The sequence below is a fragment of the Haladaptatus halobius genome (genome assembly GCF_020618475.1).
Classification (GTDB): domain Archaea; phylum Halobacteriota; class Halobacteria; order Halobacteriales; family Haladaptataceae; genus Haladaptatus; species Haladaptatus halobius.
Window position 1 is genome coordinate 1633087 of the sequence record NZ_CP085335.1, and the last position, 18831, is coordinate 1651917.

22 protein-coding genes are annotated in these 18831 nt (G+C 62.7%); 11 read left to right on the forward strand and 11 right to left on the reverse strand.

Annotation, left to right across the window (positions count from 1 at the left end; translation table 11 throughout):
* The first annotated feature begins 105 nt into the window (after nucleotides 1-105).
* Together LIW51_RS09350 and LIW51_RS09355 are read left to right on the forward strand one after the other, a co-directional pair.
* Nucleotides 106-384 carry a hypothetical protein gene (locus tag LIW51_RS09350; protein WP_227373802.1) on the forward strand — a complete coding sequence of 93 codons (279 nt, stop codon included), beginning with the start codon at nucleotides 106-108 and terminating at the stop codon, nucleotides 382-384.
* Between the two features lie 60 nt (nucleotides 385-444).
* Nucleotides 445-1587 (forward strand): acyl-CoA dehydrogenase, encoded by a 1143-nt coding sequence (locus tag LIW51_RS09355; RefSeq protein ID WP_227373803.1) that lies wholly within the window; start codon nucleotides 445-447, stop codon nucleotides 1585-1587.
* Nucleotides 1588-1860: 273 nt separating this feature from the next.
* Here the strand turns inward: LIW51_RS09355 and LIW51_RS09360 are convergent, their stop codons facing one another.
* Nucleotides 1861-2136 carry a helix-turn-helix transcriptional regulator gene (locus tag LIW51_RS09360; protein WP_227373805.1) on the reverse strand — a complete coding sequence of 92 codons (276 nt, stop codon included), beginning with the start codon at nucleotides 2134-2136 and terminating at the stop codon, nucleotides 1861-1863.
* Nucleotides 2137-2224: 88 nt separating this feature from the next.
* Between LIW51_RS09360 and LIW51_RS09365 the strand changes: the two genes are divergently transcribed.
* From LIW51_RS09365 to LIW51_RS09375, 3 genes are all read left to right on the forward strand, one after another.
* Nucleotides 2225-2494 carry a DUF7111 family protein gene (locus LIW51_RS09365; protein WP_227376777.1) on the forward strand — a complete coding sequence of 90 codons (270 nt, stop codon included), beginning with the start codon at nucleotides 2225-2227 and terminating at the stop codon, nucleotides 2492-2494.
* Between the two features lie 137 nt (nucleotides 2495-2631).
* Complete coding sequence (gene dacZ, locus LIW51_RS09370) at nucleotides 2632-3444, forward strand: diadenylate cyclase DacZ (protein WP_227373806.1); 813 nt, start codon at nucleotides 2632-2634, stop codon at nucleotides 3442-3444.
* A complete protein-coding gene (locus tag LIW51_RS09375; protein WP_227373808.1) occupies nucleotides 3445-4221 on the forward strand; it encodes a mechanosensitive ion channel domain-containing protein in 777 nt (258 codons plus the stop codon).
* Nucleotides 4222-4231: 10 nt separating this feature from the next.
* Here LIW51_RS09375 and LIW51_RS09380 read toward each other — a convergent pair whose 3' ends face one another.
* The 4 genes from LIW51_RS09380 to LIW51_RS09395 all read right to left on the reverse strand — a co-directional run bounded on the left by LIW51_RS09380 (nucleotide 4232) and on the right by LIW51_RS09395 (nucleotide 6926).
* Nucleotides 4232-4747, reverse strand: coding sequence for an acyltransferase (locus LIW51_RS09380; RefSeq protein WP_227373809.1), 516 nt, complete (start codon nucleotides 4745-4747; stop codon nucleotides 4232-4234).
* Nucleotides 4748-4778: 31 nt separating this feature from the next.
* Nucleotides 4779-5072: a DUF7344 domain-containing protein gene (locus LIW51_RS09385; protein WP_227373810.1), complete on the reverse strand. Its 294-nt coding sequence runs from the start codon at nucleotides 5070-5072 to the stop codon at nucleotides 4779-4781.
* 63 nt (nucleotides 5073-5135) lie between these two features.
* On the reverse strand, nucleotides 5136-6431 hold the full coding sequence (gene purD, locus LIW51_RS09390; protein ID WP_227373811.1) for a phosphoribosylamine--glycine ligase: 1296 nt from the start codon (nucleotides 6429-6431) through the stop codon (nucleotides 5136-5138).
* Between the two features lie 69 nt (nucleotides 6432-6500).
* Nucleotides 6501-6926, reverse strand: coding sequence for a DUF7522 family protein (locus LIW51_RS09395; protein WP_227373812.1), 426 nt, complete (start codon nucleotides 6924-6926; stop codon nucleotides 6501-6503).
* Nucleotides 6927-7005: 79 nt separating this feature from the next.
* On the opposite strand from LIW51_RS09395, the gene LIW51_RS09400 reads away from it, so the two are divergent.
* The 3 genes from LIW51_RS09400 (at nucleotide 7006) to LIW51_RS09410 (ending at nucleotide 11529) form a co-directional block, all read left to right on the forward strand.
* On the forward strand, nucleotides 7006-9120 hold the full coding sequence (locus LIW51_RS09400) for a thioredoxin domain-containing protein (protein ID WP_227373813.1): 2115 nt from the start codon (nucleotides 7006-7008) through the stop codon (nucleotides 9118-9120).
* 169 nt (nucleotides 9121-9289) lie between these two features.
* Nucleotides 9290-9952 (forward strand): hypothetical protein, encoded by a 663-nt coding sequence (locus tag LIW51_RS09405; RefSeq protein ID WP_227373814.1) that lies wholly within the window; start codon nucleotides 9290-9292, stop codon nucleotides 9950-9952.
* 35 nt (nucleotides 9953-9987) lie between these two features.
* The gene (locus LIW51_RS09410) at nucleotides 9988-11529 is read left to right on the forward strand and encodes a flippase (RefSeq protein WP_227373815.1); all 1542 of its coding nucleotides are present in this window, start codon (nucleotides 9988-9990) and stop codon (nucleotides 11527-11529) included.
* A gap of 165 nt (nucleotides 11530-11694) precedes the next feature.
* On the opposite strand, the gene LIW51_RS09415 is transcribed toward LIW51_RS09410, so the two are convergent.
* Entirely contained in the window at nucleotides 11695-12111 is a 417-nt protein-coding gene (locus LIW51_RS09415) for a thioredoxin family protein (RefSeq protein WP_227373817.1), read from the reverse strand.
* A gap of 100 nt (nucleotides 12112-12211) precedes the next feature.
* Here LIW51_RS09415 and LIW51_RS09420 point away from each other — a divergent pair, with 100 nt between their 5' ends.
* Entirely contained in the window at nucleotides 12212-13219 is a 1008-nt protein-coding gene (locus tag LIW51_RS09420) for a PLP-dependent cysteine synthase family protein (protein ID WP_227373818.1), read from the forward strand.
* A 60-nt stretch (nucleotides 13220-13279) separates the two neighbouring features.
* Here LIW51_RS09420 and LIW51_RS09425 read toward each other — a convergent pair whose 3' ends face one another.
* A complete protein-coding gene (locus tag LIW51_RS09425; protein WP_227373820.1) occupies nucleotides 13280-13750 on the reverse strand; it encodes a DUF2299 family protein in 471 nt (156 codons plus the stop codon).
* An 86-nt stretch (nucleotides 13751-13836) separates the two neighbouring features.
* Here LIW51_RS09425 and LIW51_RS09430 point away from each other — a divergent pair, with 86 nt between their 5' ends.
* On the forward strand, nucleotides 13837-14130 hold the full coding sequence (locus tag LIW51_RS09430; RefSeq protein ID WP_227373822.1) for a hypothetical protein: 294 nt from the start codon (nucleotides 13837-13839) through the stop codon (nucleotides 14128-14130).
* A 109-nt stretch (nucleotides 14131-14239) separates the two neighbouring features.
* On the opposite strand, the gene LIW51_RS09435 is transcribed toward LIW51_RS09430, so the two are convergent.
* Nucleotides 14240-14704 (reverse strand): DUF5804 family protein, encoded by a 465-nt coding sequence (locus LIW51_RS09435; RefSeq protein WP_227373824.1) that lies wholly within the window; start codon nucleotides 14702-14704, stop codon nucleotides 14240-14242.
* Nucleotides 14705-14816: 112 nt separating this feature from the next.
* Between LIW51_RS09435 and LIW51_RS09440 the strand changes: the two genes are divergently transcribed.
* Entirely contained in the window at nucleotides 14817-15443 is a 627-nt protein-coding gene (locus LIW51_RS09440; protein WP_227373825.1) for a class I SAM-dependent methyltransferase, read from the forward strand.
* Nucleotides 15444-15779: 336 nt separating this feature from the next.
* On the opposite strand, the gene thiI is transcribed toward LIW51_RS09440, so the two are convergent.
* Genes thiI through cyaB form a run of 3 tightly spaced genes read right to left on the reverse strand, consistent with a single transcriptional unit; the run spans nucleotide 15780 to nucleotide 18815 of the window.
* A complete protein-coding gene (gene thiI, locus LIW51_RS09445) occupies nucleotides 15780-16949 on the reverse strand; it encodes a tRNA uracil 4-sulfurtransferase ThiI (protein ID WP_227373827.1) in 1170 nt (389 codons plus the stop codon).
* A gap of 55 nt (nucleotides 16950-17004) precedes the next feature.
* A complete protein-coding gene (locus LIW51_RS09450; RefSeq protein ID WP_227373828.1) occupies nucleotides 17005-18210 on the reverse strand; it encodes a methionine adenosyltransferase in 1206 nt (401 codons plus the stop codon).
* A gap of 59 nt (nucleotides 18211-18269) precedes the next feature.
* Nucleotides 18270-18815 (reverse strand): class IV adenylate cyclase, encoded by a 546-nt coding sequence (gene cyaB, locus LIW51_RS09455; RefSeq protein WP_227373829.1) that lies wholly within the window; start codon nucleotides 18813-18815, stop codon nucleotides 18270-18272.
* Nucleotides 18816-18831 lie beyond the last annotated feature (16 nt).

Sequence of the window (18831 nt, forward strand, 5' to 3'; positions counted from 1 at the left end):
CGGTAAGCCGTTTCGGACGGCGACGGTGCGTTCGACTCGTCCACCTTCAATCGCTTTCGTCTGCTGCCGGAATCCTTACCCCGTTACGAGCCCTCTAATCGTCCCATGCTTCGAACGCTACTCGGCGTCGTGAAGACCGGCGTGAGACTGCTGTCTACGATGGCATCGTCGTCGTCGCCCGCTGCACCTGCGCAAAGCGACTCCATCGACAAACTGAACGTCCTGTCCCTACTCGCACAGGCGGGCTACGCGTTCCAGAAAGGGAACGCGAAGCGCGGCGCGATCCTGCTCGGCGCGGCGACCATCGCGCCGAAGAATCGCAAACTGTCGTACCTCGTGCAGGGCGCGCTCACGCTCGATTCGATCCGCAAGCGCCTCCGCTGACGGGGATGAGAACCGAGCGGGATGGGAAAAGTAAAGGATTGACTGTCCCATTTTTCCGGTATGGACTTCAGCCTCTCCGCAGAGCAGAAACAGATCCGAGATATGGTCGCGGAGTTCGTGGACGAGGAGATCAAACCTCGCGCCGCGGAGATAGACGAGACGGACGAATTTCCCCGCGACCTCATTGACCAGATGGCCGACCTCGGCCTGTTGGGGATGCCGTTCCCCGAGGAGTACGGCGGGGCCGGACTCGACTACCACTCCTACGCCATCGGACTGGAGGAGATCTCCCGCGGGAGCGGCGGCGTTGGCACCATCGTCGCGGCCCACACCAGCCTCGCGGGCAACATGCTCTACGAGTTCGGGAACGAGGAGCAGAAACGGGAGTACCTCACGCCCCTCAACGAGGGCACCGACATCGGCGCGTTCGCGCTCTCGGAACCCGGCGCGGGAAGCGACGTTCCGGCGATGGACACCACGGCGGAGAAGGAGGGTGACGAGTACGTGCTGAACGGCGGCAAACTCTGGATCTCGAACGGGTCGGTTGCCGAGACGGTCACCGTCTTCGCCAAGACCGACCCCGAGGCGGGGAACAAGGGCATCTCGTCGTTCGTCGTCCGCCCCGAGGAGGACGACGGGTTCTACGTCGAGGGCACTGAACACAAACTCGGCGACAAGGGCTGTCCGACCGCGGAACTCCGATTCGACGACATGCGCATCCCCGACGACCGCCTGCTCGGCGAGGAAGGACGAGGGTTCGTCCACGCTCTGAAGACGCTGAACGGCGGGCGAATCACCATCGCGGCGCGCTCCATCGGCCTCGCTCGCGCGGCGCTGGACGACGCGCTCGAATACGCCCAGCAGCGCGAGCAGTTCGACCAGCCCATCAGCGAGTTCCAGACCATCCAACACAAGCTCGCCGACATGGACACGAAAGTCAACGCCGCGAAGATGCTCATGCACCGCGCCGCCGACCGGAAGATCCGCGGCGAGGACTACATCAAACAGGCGGCGCAGGCGAAACTGTTCGCCAGCGAAATCTCCCGCGAGGTGGCGAACGAGGGCATCCAGATCCACGGCGGTTACGGCTACACCACCGACTTCGACGTGGAACGCTATTACCGCGACGCCAAACTGAACGAGATCTACGAAGGAACGAGCGAGGTGCTGCGGAACACCATCGCGCAGAACATGCTCGACTGAGCGGTCGGTCGTTTTTCCACGGATTCGCGTCGACGTTCGGTTTTATCGAAGACGGATTTTCCACGATGGCGCACGCTGGCGGTGCGGCGGGGTGGGACTGAAAGGGGCCGCCCGTTCGCGCTTGCGTGGTCGGCGAGCGACTGCGAGCGGGGGGGCTTTCGAGGACCGTTTCGTTCTAGCGTGAGTCACAAAGTCGGGGCTCGTTCGTAGCGAGCAGGGGTTTGCGAGACGGTAGCCACGTCCTCCGAGTCGGAACCACCATGGTGAAATCCACTACCTTTCCACCCTCTCTCGCATCCACTCGAACTGCTCCCGAAGCGCGCTCTCCCCGACATCGGTCAGCGAGTAGACGTCGTACAACCCCTCGACGCGCTTCTCGACGTGGCCGCTCTCGACCAGTCTGTCGAGCGTTCCGTAGAACCGCTTCGGGTCAAGTGACTTGTCGTAGCGCGATTCGAGCCGCGTCTTCAATCGCTGACCGCGAAGTTCCCCGGCGTCGGCGAGGAGGATGCAGATATCGCGGCGAGTTCCGCTCTGGTGCCATCGCATGTGGATGCATGCGGCGTCGTCCGTCACGTCGTTTTCCCTTGCAGACGGAATCGATAACTTCGACTGTTCCGCCGACGAACCCACCGCCATGACCACGCTTTCGGAAAACGGCGTCACGGCGCGCTACTTCGAGACCGACGACGAGCGCGTCCTCGAACTCTCCTGCGAGGGCCGCACCGCCACGGTCGCCCAGAACCGCGAGGGGTACGGCATGCTGAAGGTGCGCGAGACCGCCGACGGTTCGGAACTGGAGCGATACTACGGCTTCGACATGGCGTTAGACCACGCGGCGGAGCTGTTGGGGGTCCGTCCGACCGACCTTCCGGTTCCCGACCTCGCCGCGGATATGGGAATGTGACTGATTTCGAATATATGCTGGAATGCGAGGAAGCGGGACCTCTCCAGTCCACGACGGTAGAACTCTCCGCAAAAAGAAACGATCGATGACATATACCCCCGCAAACCTTTTCTCCGGTGCTTGAGTGGCTTTCTGTAATGGCTACCCTGAGCGACCTTCTGGACGACCTCGTCACTGGCGTCGACGCGGTGTTCCTCTTCTCTCCGAGTGGCTCGTACTACGAGCGACTCGCCGACCACAACGAACTCGACATCGTGGTCGTCGCGCCGGACAACTCCGTCGGGGCGAACGAATACGTCGAACTTCCGTTGGAGTTCGACAACGTCAAAGACCGCATCCGGTTCGGCATCGAGGGTGCGATAGAACAGGGCATCGCGGAGGACGGCGACGAACTCGCGTGCGTCGCGGGCATGTTCGAGGACGGAATCGACACCGTCACCCGCGTTCGGGCGAACGAGGAGTCCCACTCCGGTATCTACGGTCTGTTCGCCAACTCGCGGGCCGACCCGGGGGTCATCCGCGACGTATTCGAGGTCGCCATCGAACTCGGCAAGAAAGGACAGAAGGGCAAGCCCGTCGGCGCGTTGTTCGTCGTCGGCGACGCCGGAAAGGTGATGAACAAGTCGCGTCCGCTCTCGTACAACCCCTTCGAGAAGTCGCACGTTCACGTCGGCGACCCTATCGTGAACGTCATGCTGAAGGAGTTCTCGCGGCTGGACGGCGCGTTCGTCATCTCCGACTCGGGGAAGATCGTCTCCGCCTACCGCTACCTCGAACCCTCCGCGGAGGGCGTCGACATCCCGAAAGGACTCGGCGCGCGCCACATGGCGGCGGGGGCCATCACCCGCGACACGAACGCGACGGCCATCGTCCTCTCCGAGAGCGACGGCCTCGTCCGGTCGTTCAAAGGCGGTGAACTCATCCTCGAACTGGATCCGGAGGAGTATTAGATGCAATCCGAGTGGCAAGTGCTCCTGCGCGAGGAGTACCGAATCGTCCTCGCCCTCCTCATCCTCGTCGGCGGTGGCGTCGCGGGCTACCTCCTTGGCCGCCTGAACAAGCGCATCCTCCGCGCCGCAGGCGTCCACGAGGTCGTGGAGGGGACGCCGTTCGAGCGCACGGCGAGGAGCCTCGGAACGACGACGGTGTCGCTCATCGCCCGCCTCACGTCGTGGTTCATCTACGGCGTCGCCGTTCTGCTCGCGCTCAACACCGCGGAACTCCCCCTCAGCACCCAACTGTTCTGGCAGATCATCCTCTTCATCCCCGACCTGTTCGTTGCGGCGCTCGTGTTCATCGTCGGCTTCGTCATCGCCGACAAGGCGGAGCTATTGGTCAGCGAGCGACTGCGGAGCGTCAAACTGCCCGAGGTCAGTCTGCTCCCGAGACTCGTCAAATACAGCATCGTCTACATTGCCACGCTCATCGCGCTGAGCCAGATCGGCATCGCGGTGCTCACGCTGCTCGTCCTCTTCGGGGCGTACATCCTCGCGGTCATCGTCTTCGGTGCGGTGGCGTTCTGGGACTTGCTCCGCTCATCCGCCGCCGGCATCTATCTCCTCCTCAACCAACCGTACGGAATCGGCGACGAGATTCGTGTCGCCGGGAATCAGGGAATCGTCCAAGAGGTGGATATATTCGTCACGCACATCGAGAACGACGGCGAGGAGTTCATCATCCCGAACCACCTTGTCTTCCGGAAGGGCGCGGTTCGACTCCGAAACTGATCGGTTCCGACTACTCTAGATTTTCGCTCGACATCTCCGTCGCCGGAACGCCCGCCACCGTCGCCCCCGGCGGTACGTCCTGGGTCACCAGCGAGTTCGCGGCCACCTGCGCGCCCGCGCCGATTTCGACGCCCGGCAAGACGACGGCGCCCGCGCCGACCATCGCGCGTTCGCCGACGACGACCTCGCCCGTTCGGTACTCGTTCTGTAAGAACTCGTGACAGAGGATGGTCGCGTCGTAGCCGATGATGGCGTGATCTTCGACGGTGATGAGGTCGGGCCAGAACACGTCGGGCGTCGATTCGAGACCCCACGACACCCCTCGCCCGACCGTGACGCCAATTCGGCGCAGGAGCCAGCTTTTCAGGCGGAGGCTTGGATTGATTCGCACGAGCCAGATGACGACGTAGTTGAGCGCGACCCGGAGCGGACTGCGGGCCGTCGTCCAGTACTGCAAGGAGTTCAGGCCGCCGGGCGTCGGGTGGCGCGTGATGCGCTCGTGGCGGTGGGGCGTGTCGTCGCTCACGCGCCGCGATTTGCACCCTGACGGCTTGAAGCTACTCCTCTATGATTTCGAAGAAGGGTTCGAAATCGGAGACGGCGGTGGTCGGTTCGACCACGCCGGCGTCTGCGTCGTACTCGACCACACACGCGCTTTCGAGGTGCGGGAGATGCGAATGGAGGAGGCCGACTTCGACTCGGGTCGTATCAGCGTCCGTCTGCCGACTGACCGCTTCGGTTAGCTCCGTAACCGTCGTCTCGTCGCGCTCTAGCAGTTCCGCGACGACGTACCGGCGATAACGGTGTCCAAGCACGTCGAATATCTCGTCGGGGGTGAGCCGTTCACACATATTGTAAGGATCTGGATACTGTCGCTTGGTTATAGGCCGATTGACGGTCTCGCAGGCGTTCCGTTATTCGCCGGTACGCAGTTCCTGCACGTGGTCGATGCGGCGCTGGATGAGGTCGTCGGTGCCGATGTCGTGGCGAACGTGCAACCCCTCCTCACCCGCGACCGAGAGGGCGTCTTCCGCTATCTCTTCGGCCGCGGCGATGGAGTCGCCGACGCCGACGATGGCGAACGACCGCGAGGTCGTCGTGTAGATCCCGTCGTCGTGCTCGTCCACGCTGGCGAAAAAGAGGATGGCGTCGCCCGTGCTCTCCTCGTCTATCGTCACCTTCGCGCCCGCTTCAGGGTCGGTCGGATAGCCGGCAGGGACAGCGTACTTACACACCGTCGCCTTCGACGCGAACGAGAGTTTCGGCAGGTCGTCGCCCTCGCGCGCGGCGACGAGCACGTCGAGGAAGTCGGTCGTGAGCACGGGGAGCGTGTTCATCGCCTCAGGGTCGCCGAACCGGGCGTTGAACTCCACGACCTTCACGCCGTCCGCGGTGAGCATGAACTGCCCGTAGAGGACGCCTCGGTAGTCCTCCAAGGCGGAGACGGTCGATTTCAGCACGTCCACCGCCTCGTGGTAGTCGTCCTCGGCCATGAAGGGAAGCGCGAGTTTCGCGTCGCTGTAGCTCCCCATCCCGCCCGTGTTCGGCCCGTCGTCGCCCTCGTAGGCGCGTTTGTGGTCTTGGATGGCCGGAGTGACGCGGAGTTGCCCGTTCGCCACGAGCGCCTGCACGGTGAACTCCTCGCCGACGAGTCGCTCTTCGAGGACGACGCGGTCGTAGTCGCTGTCGCGGAGGTAGGCTTTCGCCTCGTCCGCGGTCACTTGGTCGCCGATGACTTTGACGCCCTTGCCGCCGGTCAGCCCGGCGGGTTTCACCGCGAGGTCGCCGTCGTACTCGTCGATGTATCCGCAGGCCGCCTCGACGTCGTCGAACGTCTCGAAGTCCGGACAGCCGGGGATGTCGTGTTCCTCCATGAACCGCCGCTGGAACGCCTTGTCCGTCTCGATGCGAGCGTCGTCCCGGGATGGCCCGAAGGCGTAGATTCCGGCGTCGTCGAGCGCGTCGGCGACGCCCGCCGCCAGCGGCCCCTCCGGACCGACGACGGCGAGGGTCGCACCGACCTCCTCCGCGTAGGCGGTGACGGCCGTCGCGTTCGTCGTATCGAGGTTCTCGAACCCATCAGTTAGCCGGGTTATTCCGGGATTACGATTCCCGGCGCAGGCGTAGAGGTCGGCGTCGCTGTCGGCCAGCGCTCGGGCGATGGCGTGCTCACGACCTCCGCCGCCGACCAGCAGTACGGTTTCGTTCATGTCGCCAGAATGTAGGCACACCGGTGTAAAGTTTGTCGTTACCTCTCGAATATGTATGCACGTTCGTGCTCACTCCAACGCGTGCTCCGCCAGCAGTTTTCTGAGCGACACCGCCACCTCCTCGAAGTCGGCGATGTGGTAGTTGTCGCTCGTCAATAGGACACCGTGGTCGCCGACGATGACGCGACTTACGAACCCGTCGGAGAACGCGCGGATGGTGAGTTGGTACTCCCCGAGGTCGGGTTCCGCCCCCAGTTCTTCAAGACGCCTGTACGTCTCATTCGTACTGAAGCCGAGTCGTTCGTTGCTGACGAACACCGTCTCCAGCTCTCGCGCTCGGTCTGCGTCGCCCCCGTAGAGATCGCTCCGGAGGTAGATGTGGTCGAACTCCTTCGGCGTGAAGTAGATAACGCTCCTGAGCGTGTCCCCGATTCCTGTCCGACAGGTCGTGGCTATCTCGTCCGCGAACCGGTCGGAGATTCCCGTCTCGTTCATAACCGTATGCGGTACGGTTTCAATTCACATTAGTCGTGTGGCGCGGGTCTTTACGTCAGTCGGGGGCCAACCCTCGGCCATGAGCGACCCGACGCGGCGAAACCGACTCGACGAGGAGGAGAGTCCGTACCTCCGCCAACACGCCGACAACCCGGTTCACTGGCAACCGTGGGACGACGCCGCGCTGGAGGCGGCGCGGGAGCGCGACGTACCCATCTTCCTCTCCATCGGCTACTCGGCCTGCCACTGGTGTCACGTGATGGAAGAAGAGAGCTTCGAGGACGAGGAGGTTGCGGCGGTGTTGAACGAGCACTTCGTTCCCGTCAAGGTCGATCGCGAGGAGCGACCGGACATCGACGCCGTCTACATGAGCATCTGCCAGCAGGTGACAGGCGGCGGCGGGTGGCCCCTCTCGGCGTGGCTGACCCCCGAGGGAAAACCGTTCTACGTCGGCACCTACTTCCCGAAACGCGCACAGCGGGGACGCCCAGGGTTCGTCGATCTGCTCGAAAACATCCGGAACTCGTGGCAGACCGACCGGAACGAGATGGAGAACCGTGCCGAGCAGTGGACGAACGCCATCGAAGGTGAGTTGGAATCGACGCCCGAGGCGGGCGACGCGCCCGACGCGGAACTGCTCCGCTCCGCGGCCTCGCAGACGGTTCGGAGCGCAGACCGTGAGCACGGCGGCTTCGGGCAGGGTGGGCCGAAGTTCCCGCAACCCGCGAGGATCGACCTGCTTCTGCGGGCCTACGACCGAACCGGCGCGGCGCAATTCCGCGACGTGGCGGTCGAGACGCTCGACGCGATGGCGAACGGCGGCCTGTACGACCACGTCGGCGGCGGGTTCCACCGCTACGCGACCGACCGCGGGTGGACGGTGCCCCACTTCGAGAAGATGCTCTACGACAACGCCGAACTACCGCGAGCGTATCTCACGGGCTATCAGGTCACCGGGGACGAACGCTACGCCGAGGTCGTCCGCGACACCTTCGCCTTCCTCGAACGCGAGATGCGCCACCCCGAGGGCGGATTCTATAGCACGCTCGACGCGCGGAGCGAGGGCGAGGAAGGGAGCGAAGAAGGCGCGTTCTACGTCTGGACGCCCGAGGGGATTCACGACGCGGTGAACGACGAGACCGCCGCCGATCTCTTCTGCGACCGCTACGGCGTTACGCGGGCGGGCAACTTCGAAGGGAAGACGGTGCTCACCCTGCGAGCGAGCGTCCCCGAACTGGCCGAGGAGTACGACCACTCCGAGGATGAAGTGGCGGAACTGCTCGAAGACGCCCGCCGACGAGTGTTCGACGCGCGCGAGAAGCGCGAACGACCGTCCCGCGACGAGAAGGTGCTGGCGGGGTGGAACGGTTTACTCGTTTCGGCGCTCACAGAGGGTGGACTGGTGCTCGACGACCGGTACGCCGACCTCGCCGAGTCGGCCCTCGACTTCGTTCGAGAACGACTCTGGGACGCCGAGGATGGGCGACTCTCGCGCCGATTCAAGGACGAAAACGTCGCCATCGACGGCTACCTCGAAGATTACGCCTTCCTCGCGCGGGGTGCGTTCGACCTGTACCAGACGACGGGCGCGGTCGACCACCTCGGCTTCGCGCTCGACCTCGCGCGAGCTATCGAACGCGAGTTCTGGGACGACGAGCGCGGGACGCTGTACTTCACGCCCGAGAGCGGCGAGCGGCTGGTCGCCCGCCCGCAGGAACTGGCCGACCAGTCCACGCCGTCGAGTCTGGGGGTCGCCACCGACGTTCTCCTCGCACTCTCGGAGTTCGCGCCCCACGACCGATTCGCCGACATTGCGGAGTCGGTGTTGGAAACCCATTCACGAACGATCGAGTCGAATCCGGTGCAGTACGCGACGCTGGCGCTCGCGGCAGACCGCCACGCCACGGGGTCGTTGGAACTGACGGTCGCCGCGGACGAACTCCCCGCGGCGTGGCGCGAGCGACTCGCCGAGACGTACCTCCCGACGCGGATTCTGACCCGGCGGCCGCCGACCGAGGACGAACTCGCGGACTGGTGTGCGGAACTCGGACTTGACGAGTCGCCGCCCATCTGGGCGAACCGCGACGCGGAAGACGAGCCGACCCTGTACGTCTGCCGGTCGTTCACCTGCTCGCCGCCCGTGACGGACATCGACGCCGGGTTGGAGTGGGCCGACGATCTCACTCCGAACTAACTCCGCTTCAGTTGGTCGACGACCGTTCGGAATCGCTCGAACGGAATCCGAGCGAGGATATCGACGACCGTCTCGCTCCGGTGTAGATTCGTCTCAGTCGCCGAATTTATTCGAGATCATCTTCGGCGTTCGCCGTCTCTAGTTTCTGAAGCTACGCGCGAAACCCGCTATGGCTCGCCCTGTTCGTCTTCCTGCCCGCGTACTCCCTCGGCGTCGTCTCGTTCCTCACGCCGGACGCGGCGATTCCGATTTCGCTCCCCGGCAGCGTGACGACCACCGCCCCCTCTCGACCGTCTATCCGGTGCTCCTGACGCCACTGGTCGGCGCGCTCGTCACCGTCGTTTCGATGGGCGTTCTGGTGGTGACGCTCGACCCCGCCCGACCGACGGGTATCGCGCTTGCGACCCTTCTCGCGGCGATGATATACAGCATCGTCGGTGCGCTCGTCGGAACCTTGCTCGGTCGTCTGTCGGGCGTCTACGCCATGCTGTTCGGTCCGTCGCTCGACGTGTTCCTCTTTCAAAATCCCGCCGGGAGCACCGACCTACCCGTCGAACTGCTCCTAGGTCACTACCCGACCGCGCTCACGCTGGAAGCCGAATTCGGGGGGCGGAATCGCAACCGAGACGTTGGCGCTGGGAGTCGCGTATCTCATCGTCGTCACGCTCGTTTCGTCGGTTCTGTTTTGAATTCGCGTCTGAAGCGCCTACGGCCTGCCGATTCCTTTAGCCCCCTTCTAATTCGTTTTTCAGGGTTCATGAACGGTCGACAGTCCTCTCCGTTCTTAACGACGAACTGCGTTCACAGAACAAAGCCAGTTAAGAATCAGTAGATGTAGCGCTTGAGAAATGCGTAAGTCAAATCGTAATGAGCATAAGTAATCAAGAGAACACATCAGCCGAAACAGAGCAATCTGATCGCCGCGAAGGAGGGTCACCGCTGGCATCCGTATCTCGCGGTGCCGGTCTCTTTTTACTGGGCAAGGGCGCGGATAATTTGCTCCGATTTGGCATCAACGTTCTTCTAACACGCGGACTGGGACAAGGACTCTTTGGCGTCTACAGCTATGGATACGTCCTTCTGGCCATTTTTCAAACGATCACCAACCTCGGAACGGATACGTCGATTCTCAAATTTCTCCCACAGCACAGCGGTCAGCGGGCTAAACAAAATCAGATGCTTGGGCTAGCGCTCCTCACATCACTTGTCGGGGGACTTGCTATCGGTGGGTTACTCTTTTTCAGTGCTCCGTTCATCAACCGGATGACGCTGCAGAACTCACTATTGACGGATGTGCTCCGGATCTTGGCGTTCGTCATCCCGTTTACGACGCTAAGCAACATCCTACAGACGGTCTTCAAGGCGCTCGAACTCCCCGAATATCAGGTGCTTCTCATGAATATCGTAACGCCGCTTTCCCAACTTCTTTTCATTGTCGTCCCACTGGCGCTCGGATATGCACTCGTTGGTGTCGTTGCGGCGAGTGTCGCGGCCGGAATTGTCGTCTTTATCGCCACGGTCTCATTATTCGTTTCGAAAACATCGTTCCAACCAACGACTCGAATATCACGAACTGAAGCCGTCGAATTCTACAATTACTCCCTGCCGCTAACGCTTACTCAAGCGGGAGCGATTCTCGCAAACCGTATCGATTTACTGATGGTTGGAATTCTTATCTCGGAAGGGAGTGCTGTCGGTCTTTATAAGACTGCTCTCGTTGTGGGGGGGATGCTCGTTCTCCCCCTCAGTGCGTTCAATCAAATCTTTCCTCCGGTTGCATCCCGTCTCTATACGAACGGGAGCATGACCGAATTGCAATCCCTTTATCAACAACTCACGCGATGGATCTTTACCGTCGCTCTCTTTCTCGCCCTTGGCGCGATAATCTATGCAAAAGAGATACTACTTATCTTCGGCGAAGGATACACGGACGGGAGCGCCATCCTTATTCTCTTTACGGTCGGACAATTAGCAAACGCCGCAGTCGGACCAAGTGGCTTTTTGTTGATGATGACGGATCATCAGTATCTCTCACTCGTAAACCGCTGGGGGATAGGGATTCTCAACGTAATCTGCAATTACGTTTTCATCCATCAGTTTGGAATTCTCGGGGCCGCACTCGCCACTGCGTGCGTTCTCGCTCTCATAAATTTCGTTCGTGTCGCCGAGGTCTGGTATACGGAACGGTTGTTTCCTTATTCGGTACAATTTTTAAAGCCCATCTTCGCAGGTCTCGGCGCTGGACTTCTAATGTACGGTCTCCGCACCGTATCCTCCGGATATACACTTCTCATCGTCGGTGGTGCGTTCGGATTCCTCGCCTTTGGCGGGCTTTTACTCGCTACTGGTATCGAGGACGAAGACCGAGAGTTCTTCTTCGTGTGTCTTTCATACGTCAAGAATTTGTGACCCGGCACGGAGTCATATCCCTTTCATCTCGAGAATTTCGAGTCAGGGTGATGGGTAGGATACGGGGCTGTTGAAACCAATCGACTTTGACAGAAGCTCGGATGAGAAGTACTCGATGTGTATCTGTCGTTGCTTTCAGGCGACCGGTCAGGACGAGGAGTTCACCTATGCGAGCGTGTCACTTTCGAGCAGTCCGTCGGCGACGTACTCCGCGGCGGGCAAGTTCTCTTCTTCCTCGAACCGGACTATCTCCTCGTCACCTTCTTCGGTGATGTCGTCCGAGGCGGTTCGATTGGTCGTCGAGCTTCGCTCGACAACGATGGTCGGGATGAGCGTCACGTCGTACTCGTCGACGAGTTCGCCGTCCTTCTCGTCGTCGACCTCGTAGACGTGTGTCTCGTCTTCGGGGACGCCTGCGGCCTCCAGTGCGGCGAAGAAATCCGGGAGGGCAGAGCGACAGTCGCCGCACCAGTCGGCACCCCAGACGCGGTAGTTGACTTCGCCGACGCCGGCTTCGATGGCACTCACCGTCTCGCTGTGCGCGCTCGCGTCCCACGTCGGATTCGGTTCGGTCGATTCCATACTCACGCCTAGGGCCGGATGCAGTTAAACGACTCTTTCTTCCGGCACCACCTGCCGGATTCCATCAGTGGTTTAGGTGTGGCAACCGTACATCCGAATCATGAAATCGTCCATCCTCGACATCGTGGGGTCGCCGCTCGTCCACGTTCGCTCGCCCGAGGGTGCAACCGTCGCGGCGAAGGTCGAGTCGTTCAACCCCGGCGGTTCCGCGAAAGACCGCCCGGCGCTGGCGATGGTCGAAGCCGCGGAGCGAGCGGGTGAACTGCACCCGGGAGACCGCATCGTCGAGCCGACAAGCGGCAACACGGGCATCGGGCTGGCGGTCGTGTGTGCGGCCCGAGGGTACGACCTCACAATCGTCATGCCCGCGTCGAAATCGCCCGAGCGTCGGCAACTGCTCAGGGCGTACGGGGCGGATATCGAACTCGTGGACGGAGATATGGAAGCCGCCCGAGCGCGGGCCGACGAACTCACCGCGTCGGGGGACGCGATTCAACTCGGCCAGTTCGAGAATCCGGCCAACGCGGACGCCCACTACCGAACGACCGCGGAAGAGATAATCGAGGCGGTCGACGGGCGGGAAATCGACGCCTTCGTCGCGGGCGTCGGAACCGGCGGAACCATCACGGGCACGGCTACGCGCCTGTTGGAGGAGTACCCCGACACGGAGGTCGTCGCCGTCGAACCCGAGCGAAACGCCGTTCTCTCGACCGGAGAGTCCGGCGAGGACGAGTACCAGGGGATGGGTCCGGGCTTCGTGAGCGAACTGCTCGACGCCGACCGCATCGACGCAATCGAGACGGTGGCGCTGGAGGACGCCGAGGAGGAGTGTCGCCGACTCGCCCGCGACGAAGGAATCCTCGTCGGCCAGTCGAGCGGTGCGGCGAGCGTCGCGGCCTACCGCGTCGCCGAGCGCCTCGCCCAACCCGAACTCAACTGCCCGGAGATGCCCGAGGATTGGAGCGAGATGATGGACGACGAGTTCGATTCACCGTCGACGGTCACGTCTGACGGCGGCGTCGAACAAGGCTACGACGACTGCCCGCTCGTCGTCACCATCTTTCCCGACAGCGGAGAGCGGTATCTCTCGACAGGGATGTTCGACTAGGAAACGCCGGAGCGTTCCAAACGATAGCACGACGCCGGAGAGTACCGCGAAAGAAATCGCTCACTCCTGTCGATCCTGAAGCATCGCGGCAACCGTGTTCTGGAGGTATCGCATGGCGGTTGCGAGGCTCATCAGCCCTTCCATCACCGCCTGCTGGCTCGCGCCGTCGGGATAGATCCGGTGTTCGAGTTGGATGGAGTGTGCATCCGCGAAATCGCATGAGACGCTCTCCTCGTCGAGGAACGTGTAGAAGCCCGGCGTCGCCGCCAGAACCGGCCCGATACGGGTCAGCAACTCCTGTCTGTCCCGGTCGTCCTCCTTGAGAAGCATGGTTCGCTCCGTGTCGAACGCGTTCTTGCTGACCAGCCGAAGCGGCCCCCACGTCTCCTCTTTGATGATGTGGAGCGGAAGTTGCGCAAGTCGTAACTGGACGTTGAACTCGGTCTCGTCATCGGAGACGTGTTGAACGTCTTGGACGACGTTCTCGTCAAGCCACACCTCCACCTGTTCTGAACTGATGTGCTCCCCCATGTCACGGAGGTTGCGAAGAACGAGCAAAAGGGTTTCCGCCGAGAGGATCACCCGAACGTTCGATTTGAAAATGTGGTTCGACGCGGGTGCTACCGCTCGAATCGGAGGCGAACGCCGCCGATTCCGAGGCCGCTACAGAGGAAGAAGCAACCGAGTCCGAGGTGATAGGCCGCGGACGCCGGGTGGCGCGTCAGTGCGGTGGTACCCGTCGGCAATCGAACCAAGTCGGCGAAGGTGAGCGGCAACCGGAGGAATTCGAGTCCGAACGCCAGTATCTCGACTCCGACGAACGCGAAGAAGAGTCCGATGAGTTAGAACAGCAGGATCGTATCCCGAATCTGAATAGGCCCGGCTATCCGTCGGAGCGGGCGTTCGGTTAGAGGGTCAGGGGCATCGCTTACAGCTTGGAGCGGCCGAAAGTAGTCCTGTCGGTCGACCGTTCGCTTCATGGGGGCGATTCCGGACAGCGGCAGCGACGTGAGATACCCGTCACGACCGGAACTCGTCTTCGGTCACGCGCACGACCAGCGTGTCGTCCACGTCGCGCAGGTCGTACTCCGGGACGCCGTCGACGGTGCGGGCGACGTACATCGGCTCCACGAGCTCCTTTCCGAACTCGCCGTCCACCACGCCATACACCTTGAGTAGCGGGTCGGTCTCGCCGGGTTCGACGCCGCCGTCGCGCACGCGGGCCGCGAGCGTCCGCGACAGCCACTCCTCGTCGCTCACGCTCGGTTCGAGGACGAGCGCCTCGTCCACGAAGCGCACGAGGTACCAGTTCAGGTCGTTCAGCAGCGAGGTGGCCGCGCCGACGCTGATGGTCTCCAGTTCGAGGCAGTTCCGATACTGTTCGCGGAGCTGGTACGTGGCGAGGGCGTCGCGCGCCGTCTCCCGCGACAGTAGCTCGGCGCGCAAGTCCACTTCCGCCGAACCGACGAGCAGAACGCGAGTCACTGTTTTTGGGCTGGCAGTGACGAACTAAAGCGATTTCGACTCCGAGATGCCGTCGAATTTCGACCTCGCCGCTCGAATAGTTATTTGTGTGACTATCCAGTAGACATATCTGATGTCCGACAAATACGCCATTCGTCGCGGATACGACGAAATCGCGGACACCTACGCGACTGAACGGTCTGCAGACCCACTCGAAACGGACGTACTCGACGACTTCCTGAGTTCGCTGGCCGAGTCGGCGCGAATCCTGGACGTGGGGTGCGGTCAAGGGATACCGGTTCTCGACCGCGCCGGCGGGTCGACCGTCGCCATCGGGGTTGACTTCTCCCGCGGACAGCTTCGCGCGGCGATGGCGAACGTCCCGGACGTGGTGGTCGCGCAGGGCGACATGACATCGCTCCCGTTTCGGGACGAGGCGTTCGACGGCGTGACCGCCTTCCATTCGATGATTCACGTCCCGGCCGACGACCATTCGGCAGTCGTCTCCGAATTCGCGCGGGTGCTCTTCCCCGGAGGATGGGTGCTCCTCACCACGGGGACGACCGAATGGAGCGGGTCGAACCCCGACTGGCTCGGAAGCGGCGTCGAGATGCGCTGGGATATCGCTAGCGCAGCGGAGACGCAAAATCTCCTCAAATCAGCGGGCTTCGCGGTTCGTGGTGAAGGAACGATAGAAGACGGGCTCGCCGAGGAGGACGACGCGGTATTCGCGTACTTCGTCGCACGGCTGGAGGCGTAAGATGGACTAGTTTTCCACGGTGGCGCGCGCTGGCGGGGCGACGAGGCCAACGGGCGGCCGAGTCGTTCCGCCGACAGCGTGTGAGGGATGACGGACCGACCGTGAGGGAACAACAGAATCGGTTGGGGAGGGTGTGGCTGATGCGGTGGCGATATTGTGGCGATTCGGGGTAGGACTGAAAGGGGTCGCCCGCTCGCGCTTGCGTAGTCGTCTCCCCCCGAAATATCGACGATCGACCGCGAGCGGGCGGGGGCTTTCGAAAAAAGCGTCTCGTCGGTGGCGGGTCAGTTCAAAACGAGTGAGGGGAAATCGTAACCGATTGACAAATTGAGGCGGTCAGAGTTCGACCAGTTCGACGTTCTCGGCGGCCTCCTCGGCCAGTTCGAACAGTCCGTCCGGTTCGGCGTTCTCGGCGATTTCGAGGGTCGCGTTCGTCTCGGGGAAGTCCGGCGCGATGCGGTTACAGCCCGCCGGTATCGTGGACTCGGTGAAGGTGTCGATGTTTCGGGCGTGGGCGACGATGTCGCTCTTGTCCATCGTCAGCAGGGGGCGGTGGACGGGCATCGTCGTCGCCGCGCTCGTCACGCCGAGGTTGCGCGCGGTCTGGCTGGATTTCTGTCCAATGGCCTCTCCCGTGACGATGCCGTGAGCTCGCTCGTCGCGGGCAATGTGTTCCGCGACGCGGTACATGAACCGGCGGAAGACGAGCATCCGGGCCGGGCCGACCTCCTCCGCGAGCAGGCGCATCACGTCGCCCGCCGGAACCTTGCGGACTCGCATGTCCTGCTCCGGCGCGTATCTTGCGAGTTTCCGCACCGTCTCGACCGCCCGCGCTTCGTGGTCGGGGCCGCCGAAATCGCCGAGGTCGAGGTAGACGGGGACGACCGGACTGCCGCGTTTCATCACTTCCCACGTCGCCACGGGCGAGTCGATGCCGCCGCTGACCAGCGAGACGAGTTTCGTCTGGGTACCGAGCGGAAGCCCGCCCGGCCCGGCGCGTTTTTCGAGAAAGACGAAGGCGTCTGTTTCGCGCACCTCGACGGAGAACGTGATGTCGGGGTCGTCCAAGTCCACCTCGGGATCTTCAACCGCTTCCCAAACCGCGGTGCCGCCCTCGCGTTCGAGCTCCGCACTGGTGAACGGATGCTCCTTCGACGACCGCCGGGCGCGCACTGCGAAGGTTCCCTCGCGGTAGTGTTCGCGGGCAGCCACTGCCAGCGTCTCCTCGATAACTTCCTGTTCCGGCGAGACGACCGCCGCGGGGCTGGCGGACTGCACGCCGAAGGTGTCCGCCGCAGCGTCGGTCGCGGCCTCGACGTGGTCTTCGCTCGTGTGGACGAACAGGCGCGACCACTGTCGTTCGACCTCGGCGTCGACGCCGCGGTCGGCGAGGATTCCCGCGAGGTTGTCCCGAAGCCGTCGCTCCATCTCCGTCTGCACTTTCCCACTCTTCACGCCGACGTCGCCGTGACGGACGAGGACGGTGTCGGCTCCCGACGGGTGCATACCGGGCGTAACAGCGGCTATAATAAACGAGTGTCGGACTGAACGACGACCCGAATTAGAACGTCGTCACGTCGCCCTGGATGGCGCGTTCCGTGATGGTCGCCACGTTCGCCAGTTCCTCGTCCACGAGCGCGATGATGTCGTCTTCGATGTCGGCGAGCGAGACGCCGTCTTCCACGACGACCTGCGCGTCCGCGACGTGGGGTTCGTCGATGGGGCGACCGATCTGCGAGAGGAGGCGAACTCGCATGTCGCGGATGCCGTCCACTTCGGCGACCACGGTTTCGGCGATGCTGGTGCTGAGCAGGTTGTATATCTTCCCGATGTGGTTGACGGGATTCTTCCCGCTCGTCGCTTCCATGCTCATCGAGCGGTTCGGCGTGATGAGTCCGTTCGCGCGGTTGCCGCGCCCGACCGAGCCGTCGTCGCCCATCTCGGCGCTCGTGCCGGTCGTCGTGAGGTATATCTCGTCGTCGTTGTCGCCGTCGGCGGTGTTGACGTAGACGTTCACGTCGCGGTCGGTGTACTCCTCGGCGACGGCACGAACGTAGCCGCGGACGTTCTCGACCATCGCGTCGTACTCCTCGCGGTCAGCGATGTACTGGTCTATCATCGCGGCGGCGACGGTCACGTCGATGGTGTCGCGCTCGCGCTTGCCCATTATCTTCACGTCCGGACCGAGCGCGGGGTGATCCGTGGCGAACTCGCCGTTGAGCCGGCGCTCAGCGTTCAGTACTATCCGCTCGGTTTCCGAGAGCGGGGCGTGGCCGACACCGAAACTCGTGTCGTTCGCCATCGGTACTCTCCCGCCATCTTCGGAAAAGACGCCCTGTAGGTCGCCGCTCCCCTCGCCGAGTTTCACGTCGAGGATGACGTCGGTGCCCACGTCGAGTTCCGGAATATGCTCGTTCAGGTACTCGCGGGCCGCCTCCAGCGCGATGGTGTCTGTCGGAATCTTGGTGCCTTTGTACTCCTTCGTCGCGCGACCCACGAGGAGGATGTAGATGGGTTCGACCAGTTCGCCGCCGCCGAAGCGCGGGTTCGCACTCCCCGCGACGAGCTGCGTCTCGTCGGTGTTGTAGTGGAGAACTTTGCCCACGCGGTCAAGGTACGCCTGCGAGAGTGCGCTAGAGACGCTCTCGGCGATACCGTCACAGATAGAGTCGGGGTGGCCGATCCCCTTTCGCTCGACGATTTCGATGTCTTGGTCTTCGACTGCCCGACGGTCGATAGGCTCCACCTGGATGTTCCGCTGGGTCATTATCTCGGATTCACAGTCGCAGATTCTATAACTTCCGGAAACGCTCCGGCGCGTCAGTATTACTCGTGGTCATCACGGAGCAGGAGGCCGAGATAGGAGGTTCTGACCTGCTCGTCCGGGTCGAGACCGAGGTCGCGGAGCACGTCGTACGCGCCGTCGCGCGCCGATTCGACCGCGTCTTCCTCGGCTTTGATTTCGACCTCTACGAACTCGCCGAGTCCCGTCACCGAGTCGAGGACGACGAGGTAGCCGTCGAGTTCGTACCGCTCGCGTTCCTTGTGGACGGTCGCCGCCGCCTCGAACCCCAACGCCGACAATAGCGAGTCGACCGTATCGCCGTCTCCGACGACGGTCTCGTGTTCCTTGCGCGTCTTCGATTCCTCCTCAACCAGCGGACCTTTGTACGTTACGACCTCCGCCGTCCCCTCCTCGTCGGCCTCCCGGCGAACCCGGAGCGCCTCGTCGGTCTCGGCGAAATCGCGGTGGGGCGCGTCGTAGTAGAAATCCTCCTGCGTGACGGCTCCGAGCGAGCGAGCCCCGAGTTCGCGGAGTCGCTCCCGAACCGTCGCGTGGTCGGCGCGAACCTTCACTTCGACCTCGTACATACTCCTCGTAACGGAA